The organism is Nakamurella flavida (assembly GCF_030811475.1).
In the GTDB taxonomy this organism is placed as follows: Bacteria; Actinomycetota; Actinomycetes; order Mycobacteriales; family Nakamurellaceae; genus Nakamurella; species Nakamurella flavida.
Genome location: NZ_JAUSQV010000001.1, coordinates 2,756,337 through 2,771,370, shown reverse-complemented (window position 1 = coordinate 2,771,370; position 15,034 = coordinate 2,756,337). Strand labels below are relative to the sequence as shown.

Sequence of the window (15,034 nt, the reverse complement as noted above, 5' to 3'; positions counted from 1 at the left end):
ATTCGTTCGGTCAGCTCTCGACGCGGGCGCCCTGGGCGGGGAGCACGGCGCGGATGACCGGGGCGGTGAACCCGTGAGCGCCGAACGCGGCCAGCACCGCGTCGCGCACCCGGTCGGCGTGGTCGGCCTCGACCAAGGCCAGGGCCGAACCGCCGAAACCGCCGCCGACCATCCGGGCACCCAGCGCGCCGGCGGCCAGCGCGGCGTCCACGGCCACGTCGAGCTCCACCGAGGACACCGCGAAGTCGTCGCGCAGCGAGACGTGCGAGGCGGTGAGCAGCGGCCCGATCCCGGCGATGTCCCCGGACTCCAACAGCTCCACGGTGGCCTCGACCCGGGCGTTCTCGGTGACCACGTGCCGGGTCCGCCGGGCCAGGACATCCCCATCCCCGCCGTCGTGACCGTCCTGGCCGCCGAGGACGACGAGCGCGGCGTCCAGATCCGGCGAGGGCAGGTCCCGCAACCACCGCAGACCCAGGATCTCCGCAGCCCGTTCCACCGACGCGCGACGCCGGGCGTACTCCCCGTCGCCCAGGGAGTGCGACACCCGCGTGTCGATGGCCAGCACGGTCAGGCCGCGGGCGTCCGGGTCGAACGGGATGTGCGCGATCGACCCGTCACTGGTGTCGAACCGCAGCACCGACCCTTCCTGGGAAGCGGCCGAGGCCATCTGGTCCATCGGCCCGCACGGCACCCCGACGAAGTCGTTCTCGGCCCGCAACGCCAGCCGGGCGATCTCGGTGACCGGCAGCTGCACCCCGGCCAGCGACGCCACCGCCAGCACCGTCGCGCACTCCAACGCCGCCGAGGAGGACAACCCGGCCCCGGACGGCACCCCGGAATCCAGGGCCAGCGCCAACCCACCGGGCCGGATCCCGGCGCGGGCCGCGGCCCACACCGCGCCCAGCAGATACCCGGTCCACTCCCCGGCGCCCGGCCCCCCGGGGGCCAGATCGGCCAGCGCGAACTCCCGCACCGAGCCCGGCCGCTGACCGGCCACCAGCCGCACCACCGGCTCGTCGATCCGCGCGGCTGCGACGTACGCGCGGGCGTCGATCGCGAACGGCAGGACCAACCCGCCGGTGTAGTCGGTGTGCTCACCGATCAGGTTCACCCGCCCCGGGGAGGAGAACACCCCCTCCGGTGCCCGGTCGTACGACCGCCGGAACAGCGCGGTCACACCGGCCGGGCCGACCTCCTGCGTGGTCGCCGCGCTCATCGCGCCCCGAGGGACTGCTTGAACTCCCAGGCGTCGGCGACCATGCGGGCGAGATCGTGCTCGGGGACCCAGCCGAGCTTCTCCCGGGCGCGATCGGCCGAGGCGACCAGCTGGGCCGGGTCACCGGCGCGACGCGGGCCGACCGTGTGCGGCAGCGGCAGCCCGGTGACCTCCTCGATGGTGGCGATCACCTGCTTGACCGAGAACCCGTTGCCGTTGCCCAGGTTGCAGATCAGGTGGTGTCCCGGTTCGGCGGCCGTCAGGGCCAGCACGTGGGCCCGGGCCAGATCCTCGACGTGCACGTAGTCACGGACGCAGGTGCCGTCCGGGGTCGGCCAGTCGTCGCCGAACACGTCCAGCTTGTCCCGCTTGCCCAGCACCGCGTCCAGCGCGATGGGGATCAGGTGGGTCTCGGTGGCGTGCCGCTCGCCCGCGCCGAACGCGGCCCCGGCCACGTTGAAGTACCGCAGGGAGACCGCGCCGAGCTCGGTGGCCGCGCACTCGTTGGTGATCATCATGTCGACGGCCAGCTTGGTGGCGCCGTAGGTGTTGGTGGGCCGGGTCGGCGCGTCCTCGGTGATCGGCACGACCTCGGGCTCCCCGTAGGTGGCGGCGGTCGAGGAGAAGACCAGCCGCGGCACCCCGTGCTCGGTGATCGCGTCCAGCAGCGCCCGCGTACCCACCACGTTCGTCCGCCAGTACATCGACGGCTTGACCACGGACTCGCCCACCAGGGACTTCGCCGCGAAGTGCAGCACCGCGTCGAAGTCCCCCGAGGCCAGCACCCGGCCGGCCGTGCCGATGTCGTCCTGCACGAGCTCGACCCCGGCGGGCACCGAGTCGGCGTGACCGGTCGAGCAGTCGTCGAGCACGACGACCTCGTGGCCCTGTTCCACCAACAGCCGGGTGACCACCGAGCCGACGTAGCCGGCCCCGCCGACGACCAGATTCTTCATGAGCTGCCTCCTCGAGAACACTGCCGTGAGCCCTGCCGCCGTCGGCGCCGGTCGGGATGTCCGGGCCCGTCGAGCCCCGTGGAGGGTAGCGAGACGGCCCGGGCCGGGACCGCCGCCGTCGGGGTGGAACCGCTCACCCCTCCGCCGGGACGGGCTCGGTCGGCAGCTGTACGTCGCGGAGCCGGGCGGCGGTGCCCTCCGGGGACAGGTCGTTGACGAAGGCGCCCATCGCGGACTCGGACCCGGCCAGGAACTTCAACCGACCCTCGGCGCGGCGGATGGTCAGCACCTGCAGGTGCAGCCGGATCGCGTCGCCACCGGCGCCGACCGGCCCCTGGTACACCCCGGTGATGGTGGGCAGGGTGTCGTCGAACAGGCCCTCCATCCGCAGGACGACCTCCCGGTAGAGGGCGGCCAGGTCGTCCCGCTCGGTCTCCTCGAGCTCGGTGAGATCGGTGACCGGGCGCCGCGGGTACAGGTGCACCTCGACGGGCCAGCGGGCGGCGAACGGCACGAACGCCACCCAGGTGTCGTTCTGCCCGACGACCCGGACCCCCTGCTCGAGCTCACCGGCCAGCAGATCGGCGAACAGATCCCCACCAGCCGTTCGCTCGCGATGCGCGGCGGCCGCGCGTTGCATGGCCGCGATCTTCGGGGTCACGAACGGGTAGCCGTAGATCTGGCCGTGCGGGTGGGCCAGGGTCACCCCGATCTCCACCCCGCGGTTCTCGAACGGGAACACCACCGCGACACCGCCCTGCGCCGACAGCGCCGCGGTGCGGTCGGCCCACGCGTCGATCACGGTGCGCAGCCGGGCGACCGGGAGGTGGGCCAGGGTCGCGGTGTGATCGGCGGTGAAGCACACCACCTCGCAGCGGCCGGTGCCCGGCCGCAGGTCGAACAGCGCACCGTCCTGCGCGACGGCGCCCGCCCCGCCGAAGGACGGGAAGCGGTTCTGGAAGACCACCACGTCGTAGTCCGGCGACGGGATCTCGCTCTGGTTGCCCGGCGTGGACGGGCACAGCGGGCAGATGTCCGCCGGCGGGTGGTAGGTGCGGGACTGCCGATGCCCGGCGATGCCCACCCACTCCCCGACCAGCGCGTCGAACCGCGCCTCCGACGCCGGCACGACGACCGGCAGATCCCGCGGATCGGTCAGGATCCGTTCCCGGTCGGGCTGCTCGTCGAAGTAGATCAACTCGCGGCCGTCGGCCATCGTGGTGGCGATCCGGGTCAGCGGCGTGCGGGTGGGCGGTGTCCCGACCGGCGACGCCCCGCCGGGCTCGTCGACGGCTGCGGCGGAGGGCGGATCGAGCGACGTCATCAGGCTCCTGCTGGTCGGGGACGCGCACACAGTAGCAAACCCGACATATTCGATCAGGTTCGCACAGAATCCACCGTCCGCCCGCTCTCCCCGGACGGTCAGCCGGTCAGCTGGCCAGATCCGCGAACCGCGAGTAGTGCAGCTGATGAGCGACCGCCACCGTGGTGGTGGGGCCGTTCCGGTGTTTGGCCACGATGAGGTCCGCCTCCCCGGCGCGCGGGTCGTCCGCCTCCCAGGCATCCGGCCGATGGACGAGGATGACCATGTCGGCGTCCTGCTCCAGCGACCCGGACTCACGCAGGTCGGACAGCATCGGGCGCTTGTCGGTGCGCTGCTCGGGACCACGGTTCAGCTGGGAGATCGCGATCACCGGGACCTCGAGCTCCTTGGCCAACAGCTTCATCTGGCGGGAGAACTCGGAGACCTCCTGCTGCCGCGACTCCACCTTCTTGCCCGAGGTCATCAGCTGCAGGTAGTCCACGACGATCAGCCGCAGGTTGTTGCGCTGCTTGAGCCGCCGGGCCTTGGCCCGGATCTCCATCATCGTCATGTTGGGTGAGTCGTCGATGAACAGCGGGGCATCGCTGATCTCGCTCATCTTGCGGACGATCTTCTGCCAGTCCTGCTCGCCCATGGTGCCCGCGCGCATCTGGCCCAGCTTGATCCCCGCCTCGGCCGACAGCAGCCGCATGGTGATCTCGGTCTTGCTCATCTCCAGCGAGAAGATGACGGTCGCCATCTTGTGCCGCACGGCGGCATTGCGGGCCCAGTCCAGGGCCAGGGTCGAGTTGTGCGTCGGCACGAGGGAGTGACCCGCGAGGAACAGCGAGTCCGGCGCGTCGACCTGGATGCAGCGCACCGGCACCGACGCGACGGGGCGCACGGCCACCACCGTGTGGCTCTCCTGATCCCGGGAACGCCAGGTCCGTGCCCACATCGCCTTACGCGGCATCCGGGCCAGCGGCAGCGCGGTGGTCACCACCACCTCCGGCGCGGACGGCTGCGTCCCGGCGCACACCCGGGACACGCAACCGAGCGAGGCCAGCAGCAGGCGCAGGTCGTCCAGCACGGCGGGGTTCGCCGCGGCGAACCGGTAGTGACCGGCGGCATCGACCCGGCCCGACGCGTCCATCAGTCCCTGCACCAGGGCCAGCCGCTGCTCGGCGGAGGCACCGAGCAGGTCCGGCGACACACCGCCGGCGACCTGGACCCCGTCGACCGCGGCCGGACCGGTGATCCGGAACAGCGCCGGGTCGACGGACTCCAGGACGTCCACACCCCGGCTGTCGAGCTCCTTCATCACCCACTCGCGGTCGCGCGCCGCGACCCGCACGGTCAGCCGGCCCTCGGCGTCGGGCCCGGACACGGCGCCCGCTCCGCGCGCCGCGGTCAGGTACCCCTGGGCCCAGGGGTCGACCACCGTCGCCACGGCGGTGCCCACCAGCGGGAGGCAGGTGGGGATGCCGTGGTTGGGATGTCCCCCGTGCCACAGGCTGCGGGACAACTCGACCGTGGTGCGGACCCGGGGGGCGGCGGGGGCGGCGAACCGCCCCGGCCCGACCGGCCCGGCCGGAGCGCCCGACCAGGACCACCGGGTGTCGGGATAACGACCCACGGCCTCGGCCCGCCCGGCGGTGGCCGGACCCTGCGGATCGCGCCGACCGTCGGCGGCGTCGAAGGCCTCGCGGGCGGCGCCGTCCCAGGTCAGCCACTGGTGCTCGGCGTCGGCGACGACGACCTCGCCGTCGGCGAACTCCACCTCGAAGCACGGGCGGCCGGTCATCACCCCGGTGGCGGCCACCACCCGTACCGGGAGCCCGGCCGAGCCGATGACCTCGTCCCCGACGGCAAGCTCGCCCATCGTCGACCAGCCCGCCGGCGTGCGCACGGGAGTGCCCAGGGCCAGGGCCTTCCCGACACCCGGCCGGGCGGCCACGATGATCATCTGACCGGCGTGCAGACCGTTGGTCAGCCGGTCGAAGTCCGCGAACCCGGTCGGCACCCCGGCCGCCTGGCCGCCCGCCTGGGCGATGGCGTCGATCTCGTCCATGGTCGGCTGCAGCAATTCCTCGAGGACGGTGTAGTCCTCGGTGGTGCGCCGCTCGGTGACCTCGTAGATCTCGGCCTGCGCGCGGTCGACGATCTGGTCGACCTCGCCGCCGCCGACCTCGCCCTCGTTGCCGCCGTAGCCGAGCTGCACGATGCGGGTTCCCGCCTCGACGAGCCGCCGCAGGATCGCCTTCTCGGCGACGATCGTGGCGTAGAAGCCGGCGTTGGCGGCGGTGGGGACCGTGGCCATCAGCGTGTGCAGGTACACCGCGCCGCCCGCCCGCACCAGCGAGCCGTGCCGCTCCAACTCGGCGGCCACGGTGATGGTGTCCGCGGGCTCGCCGCGGCTGTACAGGTCGAGGATCGCGTCGAAGATCAACGAGTGCGCGGGCTTGTAGAAGTCCATCGACCGCAGCGCCTCGATGACGTCGGCGATGGCGTCCTTGCTCATCAACATGCCGCCGAGCACCGACTGCTCCGCCGGGAGATCCTGCGGCGGCTGGCGGTCGAACGTGGGGGGCGGGGTGTCCGCCCGCGGCGCCCTGTTGGTGAACCGGTCGTCCGTCACCGCCATCGCCGTATCGCCTCCTGATGTCGCCGGACGGGGACCGATCGCCCCGTCCGTGCTCCTGCTGCCGTGCCGTGTCTCTCGTGTCCTGCCGTGCCGTGCCGTGCCGAGAACCGCCCTGCCGACCGAGGACCCGGCCGGGCGTCACTGTGCGTACCGCTTGTTGCGACCGCAGCCCTCGAACGCGTGTTCTACGCCGAGCCCCCGACAACGGGCTATCCGGCGAAATCTCCGCCTCCGCCACCGATCACACTCCGTGTCCAGCGGCCGGTGGAGGCCGATCGTCGGAGTCACCCGCCGGTCGTCACCGACCGGTCGCCGCCCGCGTGCTCGACCGAAGCCCGGCAGGCTGCGCGCGACCGTAGAACGGCCGATGACCGGGCAGCAAACGGACGACTGTGCACACCTCCGGGACAGGCTGTGCACAACTTCGATCACCGCAGGTCGAGCCGGGGACAACTGTGGACAGGTTTGTGGACTTCCCGACGGTCGATGACTGTTCGCGCTGGTGGGGACGGTGCGTCGGGAACCGGTCCTGTGGACAACCGAAGTTGTGGACGATCGCTCCACCCCCCCGGCGTGGCGTTCCCGGCGTGTCGCGTCTGCTCGTCGGTCGCGGTTTCGACACCCGGCCGACACTCTTTCGTGACCCACTCCGGTCGGGGGGCCACCCGACCCGGCCGACTCCACGATCCCGGAGGGTCCCGCTTCGGCCCCGCTGCGCCGCCCGCATGACGACGGCCGGTCCGGTCGGAGATCGGTGACTCAGGGTGATCGGGCCTTCCCCGGACGGGTCCGGCGACCCGAACGAGGTCCGGACGGACCTCCGCCACGGCCCTGGCGCGGGACGGGCAGCGCGTCCCAGGGGCGCGGCACGACCGCGACGACCCACGGCGTACTGTTTAGCGCGGCTAACCACTTCGTCCGAGAGGAACCCCGGTGACCCGCACCGACACCCCGGCCCGCCCCGTCCCGCCCGCACCCCCGGGTCCGTCCACCGCCGACCTCGCGCCCGGACCCGGACCGGTGGAGACGACCGGCCGGGTCAAGCAGCCGCTCTCGGTCTGGGTGCTCGCTTTCGCCGCCATGGTGTCGTTCATGGGCATCGGCCTGGTCGATCCGATCCTGAAGTCGATCGCGGAGAACCTGAACGCGACCGCGAGCGATGTCTCCCTGCTGTTCACCAGCTACCTGCTGGTCACCGCGGTGGCCATGCTCATCACCTCGTTCGCCTCCGCCCGGCTCGGCGGGCGGCTCACCCTGATCCTGGGTCTCGGCGTCATCATCGTGTTCGCCTGCCTGGCCGGAACCTCCTCCAGCGTGGCCGAACTGGTGGGCTGGCGGGCCGGCTGGGGTCTGGGCAACGCCCTGTTCATCGCCACCGCCCTCGCCGCCATCGTCGCCGTGGCCAAGGGTGGCCCCGAACGCGCCATCACCCTGTACGAGGCCGCCCTCGGGGTGGGCCTGTCCATCGGACCGCTGGTCGGCGCCGTGCTCGGCGGGGTGAACTGGCGCTGGCCGTTCTTCGGCGTCGGCATCCTGATGAGCGTGGCCCTGCTGGCCATCGTGCTGTTCCTCAAGGACCGGGTGACCGTTCCGCACCGCATCAGGCCCGCGGACCCCATCCGGGCCCTGGGCCACGGCGGCCTCCTGGTCACCGGGATCGCCGCGCTGCTCTACAACGGCGGCTTCTTCGCCGTGCTCGCCTTCGTGCCGTTCGTGGTGCCGTTCGGCGGGTACGGCATCGGGTTCCTGTTCTTCGGCTGGGGCGTGCTGCTCGGGATCTGCGCGGTGTGGGTGGCCCCGCGGCTGCATCTCCGGTTCGGCCTGCCGCGGACCTTCGCGCTGGCCATGGGCACCTTCACGGTGCTGCTCGCCCTCATCGCGCTGTTCGTGCACACCCCGGCCGCCGTGTGCGTGCTGGTGATCGCCTGCGGGGCCCCGCTGGGTGTGCTCAACACGGTGTTCACCGAGACCGCCATGAACATCTCGCCCGTGCCCCGCCCGGTGGCCTCGGCCGGCTACAACTTCGTCCGCTTCCTGGGCGGGGCCATCTCGCCGTTCGTGTGCGGGAAGCTCGGCGAGAACGTCTCCGTGGCGGCGCCGTTCTGGTTCGGCGCGATCTGCGTGGCCGCGGGCCTGGCCGTGCTGCTCGGGTTCGGCCGGCGGTCGCTGCGGGCCATCGAACGCACCCACTGAGCACCCGGGAGCCGAGGGGGCGGCGGAGCCGCGGGATCAGTCCCCGCCGCCCCCGCCGTCGGCCCCGTCCCCGCCGTGCCCACCCCCCATGGCCGCGGCCGACCCGTCGTCACCCCGGGCCGCCCGGCCGGTTCGTCGGCGGCTCTCCCAGGCGATGATGGCCACCAGGACCACCAGCGTCACCGCGACGATGATCGCGATCTCCATCCCGTTCTCCTTCGGTCGGGGTCGCTCCCGGGATCGGGACGACCGGTCGGTGGGTCGATGCGCAGGGACGGTGCGCGGGAGAGGACGGCGCGCAGGGTCAGACGGTGCTCAGCGCCCGGTCCCGGGCCTGCGCCACCCTCGATCCGGACTGACGACGGGCCACCCTGCGCAGCACCAGCGGGGCCACGACCAGGCCGACGACGGCCCAGATGCCGAGCACCCCGTACATCTCCCAGGGGCGCCACGTGGCCCCGAGCTCGGCGCCCACCGACGACTCCGGCAGCAGCGCCGACCGGGTCCCCAGGCCCACCCAGTAGACGGGGAAGACCTGGGCGATCCACTGCCCCCACACCGGCATCGTGGCGATGGGGCTGAAGAAGCCGGACACCAGGCTGATGCCCATGATCGGCAGCATGAGGATGCCCATCACCGCTCGCGGGCTGGTGATCAGCGCCCCGATGACGGCGCCGATCGGCACCGTGGCGAGCAGGCCGACGACCACCACGGCGACCAGGGTCAGCGCGTCGCCGGTGCTGCGGACGCGGACGTCGTCGAGCAGGAACAGCGACGGCAGCAGGATGATCGCCACGTTGGTCAGTGTGATCATCAACGTGTGCACGGCCTTGGCCACCAGATAGCCGGGGATACCCCGGGGCAGCGCCTTGGCCCGGAGCAGGGTGCCGTCCTCGCGTTCGGTGGCCAGCACCTGGGCGACGGTGACGATCCCGCCCATGGCCACGGTGAATCCGATCACCCCGGCGAGGAACACGGTGCCGAAACCGACGTCGGTGCCGGGCATCTCGGAGTCGCGCAGGGCGTAGGCCGCGGCCAGGAACAGGGCGCTGATGCCGAAGTAGTTCAGCGCGTCCTGCTTGTTGGTGAAGGACTTCCGGTACTCGAGCCAGCCTCGGTGCGCGCCGAGGGACAGCGTCGCGGACAGGGCGGACGGTGCGGTGCTCATGCGTTCTCCCCGATCTCGGTGTCGGCGGTCGCCGGGCGGGCGGTGCGCTTGATCATGGCCAGATAGGTCTCCTGGAGGCCGGACCTCGTCACGTGCACGTCGGCGACGTCCCGGGTGGGGTCGGCGACCAGGTCGCGGATGAAGGCGGTGCTGTCCTCGCCCGGGGACAGCTCGGCCTGGGCGCGGCGGCCGCGTTCGGTCCAGCGGACGAGGGTCGTCCCGCCGAGCGAGCCGGGCGGCCCGTCGGCGATGATCCGGCCGCCGGCCAGGATGACCACCCGGTCGGCGAGGGCCTCCGCCTCGTGCAGGTCGTGGGTGGTGAGCAGGACGCTGGTGGCGCTCTCGGCCACCTGCCGGCGGATCAGGTCGTGGAAGTCCCGCCGGGCCTCCGGATCCAGGCCTGCGGTGGGTTCGTCCAGGAACAGCACATCCGGATCACCGAGCACGCCGGTGGCCACGTCGACCCGGCGACGCTGACCGCCGGACAGGGTCTGCAGCAGGCAGTCCGCCTTGTCGGTGAGCCCGACCCGGTCGATGACGGTCTGCACCGGCAGGGGCCGGCGCCGCTCGGGGGAGTCGTAGGGCCGGTAGTGCCGGGCGACGTGGGTGAGCAGCTCCCGGGCCGTCCAGCGGCCGTGGTCGCGCCAGGACTGCAGGACGATGCCGACCCGCGACCGCCAGTGGTGGTCGGCGGTGGCCGGGTCCTGTCCCAGCACCCGCACCTGCCCGCCGGACGGCGAGCGGAAGCCCTCCAGCACCTCGACGGTGGAGGTCTTGCCGGCCCCGTTCGGTCCGAGCAGGGCGACGACCTCCCCGGCGGCGACGGTGAGGTCGACCCCCCGCAGCACCGGTGTGCTGCCGTAGCTCAGGTGCAGGTCGCGGACCTCCACCACGCTCTCGCGGGATCGCTCGGCGGTACGGGCCGGGGACGAGAGTGTCCGTCCGGTCATCACGGTCCTCCTCGGGTGACGGTGCAACAGGGTGGGTGGCGGGTGGTTGGTGGGTGGCGGTGGGGCGGGCCGGGTGGCGGTCGCTGCGGCTCAGGCCGGGACGGCGGCGGGTCGGCCGGTCGGGTCGGGCAGTGCGGTGGCGAGACTGCGCACCAGACCGACGACCCGGAAGCGACCCGGACCCTGCCGGCGGAGCAACCCGGCGGCGCACAGCTCGTCGACCGTCCGGCCGCACTCGGGCAGGGCGAGACCGGAAGTGCGGCAAAGCATCTCGACGGTCGGCGGGACGGGGCCGTCCTGCGTGGGCGCTCCCGGGCCGGTCACGGCGCACAGGTCGGCCAGGGCGCGCCGTCGCGTGGCCGGGAGGGCGTCGACGGTCTCCCGGATCCGGCGGAACCGCTCGGCGCCGGCCGTGCCGTCCGACCCCGCGGCACCGGCCCCGACGCCCAGGGTGCCGAGGAGGTCCTCGGCCAGGCACCGACGCAACGTGGCCGGGCCGTACAGCTCGACCAGCGGCGCGGCCAGGGTGAGGGCGAAGGGCAGTCCGTCGAGCTGCTCGACGACGGCGTTCAGGTCGGCCCGCTCCGCGGGGGTGAGCTCGCCGGGGTCCGGGTCGGATCCGGGGATCGGCCCGCCGGTGAGCAGGCGGACGGCCGGAGCCGTGGCCCACCCGGGATCCTGCGGATCGGGCGGGGTGGGCAGACCATGCAGGACCAACCGGCGCATCCCGGTCACCCGGGGCGGACGGACGGCGGTGAGCACCACGCGCAGGCCCGGGCACTGGCCGAGCAGCTGGTCCAGGGCGCGGGGGTCCGGCGGGCGCGCGGGGTCGTCCAGCACGAGCAGCGCGGGCTGGGCACCGATCCGCAGGGCGAGCCGGGTCGACGCGGCGCCCCGGCCGCCCGCCGCCGTCGTCAGCTCCGCGACGGCCGCCTCGACGAGCCGGTCGGGCAGATCGGCGCCACCGCCGTCGTCCCCACCCCAGCCCGGCCAGAGCACCCGGCTGCCGTCGTGCCCGACCGCACCGGCCAGCTCCAGGACGAGCCGGGTCTTGCCGACGCCCGGCAGGCCGACGACGGTGAGCACGGGCTCGGCGCCCCGGGAGAACCAGTCGGCCAGTTCGGCGCGCTCCCGGTCCCGACCGAGCAGGGCGCCCGCCCGGACGACACCGACACCGGGCCCGGTCGGGGCGGCCGGCGCGGCCACCCCGGCGGCGAGGGACAGGTCCTCCCGGGCGGCGTCGTCCAGCCGCAACGAACGGGCCAGCAACTGGACCGTCTCCCGACGGGGGCACAGGGTGACGCCGTTCTCCATGTCGCGGATGGCCCGGACGCTGACGGTGGAGAAGTCGGCGAGCTGCTGCTGGGTCAACCCGATGCGGGTGCGGTGGGTGCGCAGCAGTTCGGCCAGCGACGGCGTCACCGGGGACCCGCCGAGCGGGGTCACCAGGCGGAGACCGGGGGGCTGGACGGGTCGACCCAGCGGGGCGGAAGCAGACACGGCCGTCATCGGGACTCCGCTCGGGTCGGCAGGATCGGTGGACGCGTCCAGCCTGCGGACCGGAGGCATCCGGGACCTATCGGTCGGCTATCCCCGGACGGTGACGGCCGTCCGTAGAATGCGCGGGCACGGTCTGGTGGGCCGCAGACGACGGGAGTGCCGTATCGCGTTCGACGAACTGCCCCCCGCGCAGTCCGCCCCGTCGACCCCGTCCGTCGTGCTGGGTCTGCTGGGTCCGCTCGAGGTGATCGGGGCGGCGTCGATCCGGGTACCGCCGGGCCGCCAGCAGGCCGTCCTGGCCGCTCTCGCCCTCGCCGTGGGCCGCGTCGTCTCCAGCGATCACCTCGTGGACGTGGTGTGGGCCCAGGAGCCCCCGGACACCGCGCGCACCCAGGTGCAGATCTGCGTGTCCCGCCTGCGCCGGCTCCTGGAACCGACCGGGGCCACCATCGAGACCCAGCCCCCCGGGTACCGGCTCTCCCTGGCGCCCGAGGCGCTGGACGTGCACCGCTTCCACGCCCTGGTGCGGTCGGCGGACCGGCTCGTCCTGGAGGGCCAGGACCTCGAGGCCGTCACGGCCCTGCGGTCCGCCGCGGCGCTGTGGCGGGGTCCGGCGCTCAGCGGCGTGGACAGCGAGGCGCTGCGCGCACAGGCCACCCGACTCGACGAGGACAGGCTCGTCGCCCAGGAGTCCGGGTTCGAGATCGAACTCCGGCTGGGCCGGCACGCCCGGCTGATCGGCGAGATCACCGCCCTGGTGGAGGCCCATCCCCTCCGCGAACGGCTCCGCGCCCAACTGATGCTGGCCCTGTACCGGTCGGGCCGACAGGCCGAGGCCCTGGAGGTCTACCGCGCCTTCCGGGCCCTGCTCGCCGACGACCTGGGGCTGGAGCCGGGGCCGGAACTCCGCGAGCTCGAACGGGCCATCCTGACCGCGGACGCGTCCCTGCGGGCGCCGGACCCGGCCGAGGCGGGGGTCCTGTCGACGGGGGCCGTGTCGACGGGGGCCCTGTCGATGCCGCCCACGGACACCCCCACCCCGCCGGTCGGTGGACCCACGGCCTTCCAGCTGCCCACCGCACCGGCCGATTTCGTCGGCCGCACGCAGACGCTCGACCTGGTCCGGTCGGTGCTGCTGGACGATCCGACCACGGTCGGCATCGCGGTCCTGCTCGGCCCGCCGGGGGTCGGCAAGAGTGCCACCGCGGTCCAGGCCGGCCACCTGCTGGGCGCCGAGCACTTCCCGGACGGTCAGCTCTACTGCGACCTGCGCGCCATCGAGGACGACCCGCTGTCCCCCGCGGATGTCCTCGGCCGGTTCCTGCGCGCCCTGGGCGTCCCGCCGCCGGCCATCCCGCCCGACGCCGGCGAGCGCGGCGCGATGTTCCGCGGCATGGTCGCCGACCGCCGGGTGCTGATCGTGCTGGACGACGCCGGCTCCGAGGCCCAGGTGACACCGCTGCTGCCCGGGTCGCCGCAGTGCGGGGTCATCGTGACCTCCCGCTCGCGGCTCACCGCCGTCCCCGGCGCGACGTGCCTCGAGATCGACGTGCTGACCGTGCCGACGGCCCTGCGGCTGCTGTCCCAGACCCTGGGTCGGGAGCGGGTGGACGCCGAGCCCGAGGCCGCCCTCGCGCTGGTGCACGCCACCGGTCGCCTCCCCCTCGCGCTGCGCATCGTGGCCGCGCGGCTCACCGCCCGGTCGCACTGGCCGCTGGCCGGACTGGTCAACCGGTTGGCCGACGAGCGGCGGCGGCTCGACGAGCTGAGCCACGGGGACCTGACGCTGCGGGCCGGGATGTCGCTGGCCCACGACGGTTTCGACCCGCTCGCCGCCCGCACCTTCGCGCTGCTGGCCCTGCTCACCGGACCGACGATCCCGGCGTGGGCGGCCGGGGCGCTGGTCGACGACGACCGGCCGTTCCCGTCCGACCTGACCGAACCGCTGGTCGACGTGCACCTGCTGGATGCGGTCGGGGTGGACGTGGCCGGCGAGACGGTGCATCGGTTCCAGGAACTCGTCCGGGTCTTCGCTCTGGAGAAGCTGGCCGAGAGCGCCGACGCGCCGATGCAGCGGGCGGCGGTGGAACGGTTCACCGGCGGGTGGCTGACCCTGCTGACCGAGGCGAACGCCCGCCTGCTCGGCGGGGACTTCCTGCAGATCGACGGCGGGTCGCCGCGGTGGACGCCGCCGCAGGGGTACCGGGAACGTCTGCTGGCCGACCCCTACCGGTGGTTCGAGACCGAGCGCAGTGCGCTGCGCGACGTGGTCGAGCTGGCCGCGGCCCACGGTCTGGTCACCCAGTGCTGGGAACTGGTGGTGCGGGCCTCGATCATGCTGGAGCGCCGCGGATACCTGACCGACCTGGCCGCCCTGCACGCCTGCGCGCTCACCGCCGTGGACGCCGCGGGCGACCGGCTGGGCGCCGCCGCCCTGGTCGAGGTGGCGAACAGCGGGCTGCGCGACCGCTACGACACCGCCACCCGACGGGCGCTGCTGGAGCAGGCCCTGGCCGATCTGCTCGAGCTGGGCAACCGGACCGGGGAGGGGCTGGTCCGGCGTCAGCTCGCCCATCTGCTGTTCACCACGGCGGGTGACGACCCCGCCGGACATGCGGCGGCGGTGGACCACGGGGAACAGGCACTGGCGGCCTTCGTCGACCGGGGTGACCTGGGCGGTCAGTGGCGCACCCTGATGCTGCTGGGGCGGGAGGCCGCCGGGCACGGGGCGACCGAGCAGGGTCGGGCCCGACTGGCCGAGGCGCTGGAGCTCGCCCACCGGACCGGGGACCGCCGCGCCATCGCCCAGGTGCTGCGTGCGTCGGCCGGGGCCGACACTGCCGACGGTCGCACCGATCTCGCCGAGGAGAAGCTGACCGCGGCGCTGGAGCTCGTCCGCGAACTCGGTGACCCGCTGGGCGAGGCCATGGTGATGCGGGACCTGGCCCGCGTCCAGCTGGGGCGCAGCCGTGGGGCCGAGGCCCGCGCCGCCCTGCTGGCCTCCCGCGACCTGTTCGCCGAACTGCGCCAGGAGGCGGCGCTCGGCGAGGTCGAGCGGATGATCGCCGCACTCGGCTGACCGACCGGCCGGCACCACTGGT

The 15,034-nt window shown here is 73.6% G+C and carries 10 protein-coding genes; 2 read left to right on the top strand and 8 right to left on the bottom strand.

All coding sequences use genetic code 11. The features are described 5' to 3' along the window. Window positions 1-10 precede the first annotated feature (10 nt). The 4 genes from galK to dnaB form a co-directional block, all read right to left on the bottom strand. On the bottom strand, window positions 11-1,219 hold the full coding sequence (galK, locus tag J2S58_RS12275; protein ID WP_205256842.1) for a galactokinase: 1,209 nt from the start codon (window positions 1,217-1,219) through the stop codon (window positions 11-13). Continuing rightward, window positions 1,216-2,175, bottom strand: a complete 960-nt coding sequence (gene galE, locus J2S58_RS12270) for a UDP-glucose 4-epimerase GalE (RefSeq protein ID WP_205256843.1) — start codon at window positions 2,173-2,175, stop codon at window positions 1,216-1,218. Before galE ends, galK begins: the two co-directional genes overlap by 4 nt. A 133-nt stretch (window positions 2,176-2,308) precedes the next feature. Then, window positions 2,309-3,499: a galactose-1-phosphate uridylyltransferase gene (gene galT, locus J2S58_RS12265; protein ID WP_240188861.1), complete on the bottom strand. Its 1,191-nt coding sequence runs from the start codon at window positions 3,497-3,499 to the stop codon at window positions 2,309-2,311. Window positions 3,500-3,605: 106 nt separating this feature from the next. Then, window positions 3,606-6,122 carry a replicative DNA helicase gene (dnaB, locus tag J2S58_RS12260; RefSeq protein ID WP_205256844.1) on the bottom strand — a complete coding sequence of 839 codons (2,517 nt, stop codon included), beginning with the start codon at window positions 6,120-6,122 and terminating at the stop codon, window positions 3,606-3,608. Window positions 6,123-7,055: 933 nt separating this feature from the next. On the opposite strand from dnaB, the gene J2S58_RS12255 reads away from it, so the two are divergent. Then, on the top strand, window positions 7,056-8,315 hold the full coding sequence (locus J2S58_RS12255; protein WP_306828395.1) for an MFS transporter: 1,260 nt from the start codon (window positions 7,056-7,058) through the stop codon (window positions 8,313-8,315). A gap of 36 nt (window positions 8,316-8,351) precedes the next feature. Here J2S58_RS12255 and J2S58_RS12250 read toward each other — a convergent pair whose 3' ends face one another. The 4 genes from J2S58_RS12250 to J2S58_RS12235 form a co-directional block, all read right to left on the bottom strand. After that, window positions 8,352-8,522, bottom strand: a complete 171-nt coding sequence (locus tag J2S58_RS12250; RefSeq protein WP_205256845.1) for a hypothetical protein — start codon at window positions 8,520-8,522, stop codon at window positions 8,352-8,354. Window positions 8,523-8,619: 97 nt separating this feature from the next. After that, window positions 8,620-9,483 (bottom strand): ABC transporter permease, encoded by an 864-nt coding sequence (locus tag J2S58_RS12245; protein ID WP_205256846.1) that lies wholly within the window; start codon window positions 9,481-9,483, stop codon window positions 8,620-8,622. Continuing rightward, complete coding sequence (locus tag J2S58_RS12240) at window positions 9,480-10,433, bottom strand: ABC transporter ATP-binding protein (protein WP_205256847.1); 954 nt, start codon at window positions 10,431-10,433, stop codon at window positions 9,480-9,482. The genes J2S58_RS12245 and J2S58_RS12240 overlap by 4 nt, the downstream gene beginning before the upstream one ends. Window positions 10,434-10,523: 90 nt before the next feature. Next, on the bottom strand, window positions 10,524-11,933 hold the full coding sequence (locus J2S58_RS12235) for a helix-turn-helix domain-containing protein (RefSeq protein WP_205256848.1): 1,410 nt from the start codon (window positions 11,931-11,933) through the stop codon (window positions 10,524-10,526). 37 nt (window positions 11,934-11,970) lie between these two features. Between J2S58_RS12235 and J2S58_RS12230 the strand changes: the two genes are divergently transcribed. Further along, on the top strand, window positions 11,971-15,012 hold the full coding sequence (locus J2S58_RS12230) for an AfsR/SARP family transcriptional regulator (RefSeq protein ID WP_205256849.1): 3,042 nt from the start codon (window positions 11,971-11,973) through the stop codon (window positions 15,010-15,012). Window positions 15,013-15,034 lie beyond the last annotated feature (22 nt).

Excerpts from the sequence above, each read along its gene's own strand:
- galE (WP_205256843.1), bottom strand. The coding sequence starts at position 2,175 with ATGAAGAATCTGGTCGTCGGCGGGGCCGGCTACGTCGGCTCGGTGGTC.
- dnaB (WP_205256844.1), bottom strand. The coding sequence starts at position 6,122 with ATGGCGGTGACGGACGACCGGTTCACCAACAGGGCGCCGCGGGCGGAC.
- J2S58_RS12240 (WP_205256847.1), bottom strand. The coding sequence starts at position 10,433 with ATGACCGGACGGACACTCTCGTCCCCGGCCCGTACCGCCGAGCGATCC.
- galT (WP_240188861.1), bottom strand. The coding sequence starts at position 3,499 with ATGACGTCGCTCGATCCGCCCTCCGCCGCAGCCGTCGACGAGCCCGGC.
- galK (WP_205256842.1), bottom strand. The coding sequence starts at position 1,219 with ATGAGCGCGGCGACCACGCAGGAGGTCGGCCCGGCCGGTGTGACCGCG.
- J2S58_RS12245 (WP_205256846.1), bottom strand. The coding sequence starts at position 9,483 with ATGAGCACCGCACCGTCCGCCCTGTCCGCGACGCTGTCCCTCGGCGCG.
- J2S58_RS12250 (WP_205256845.1), bottom strand. The coding sequence starts at position 8,522 with ATGGAGATCGCGATCATCGTCGCGGTGACGCTGGTGGTCCTGGTGGCC.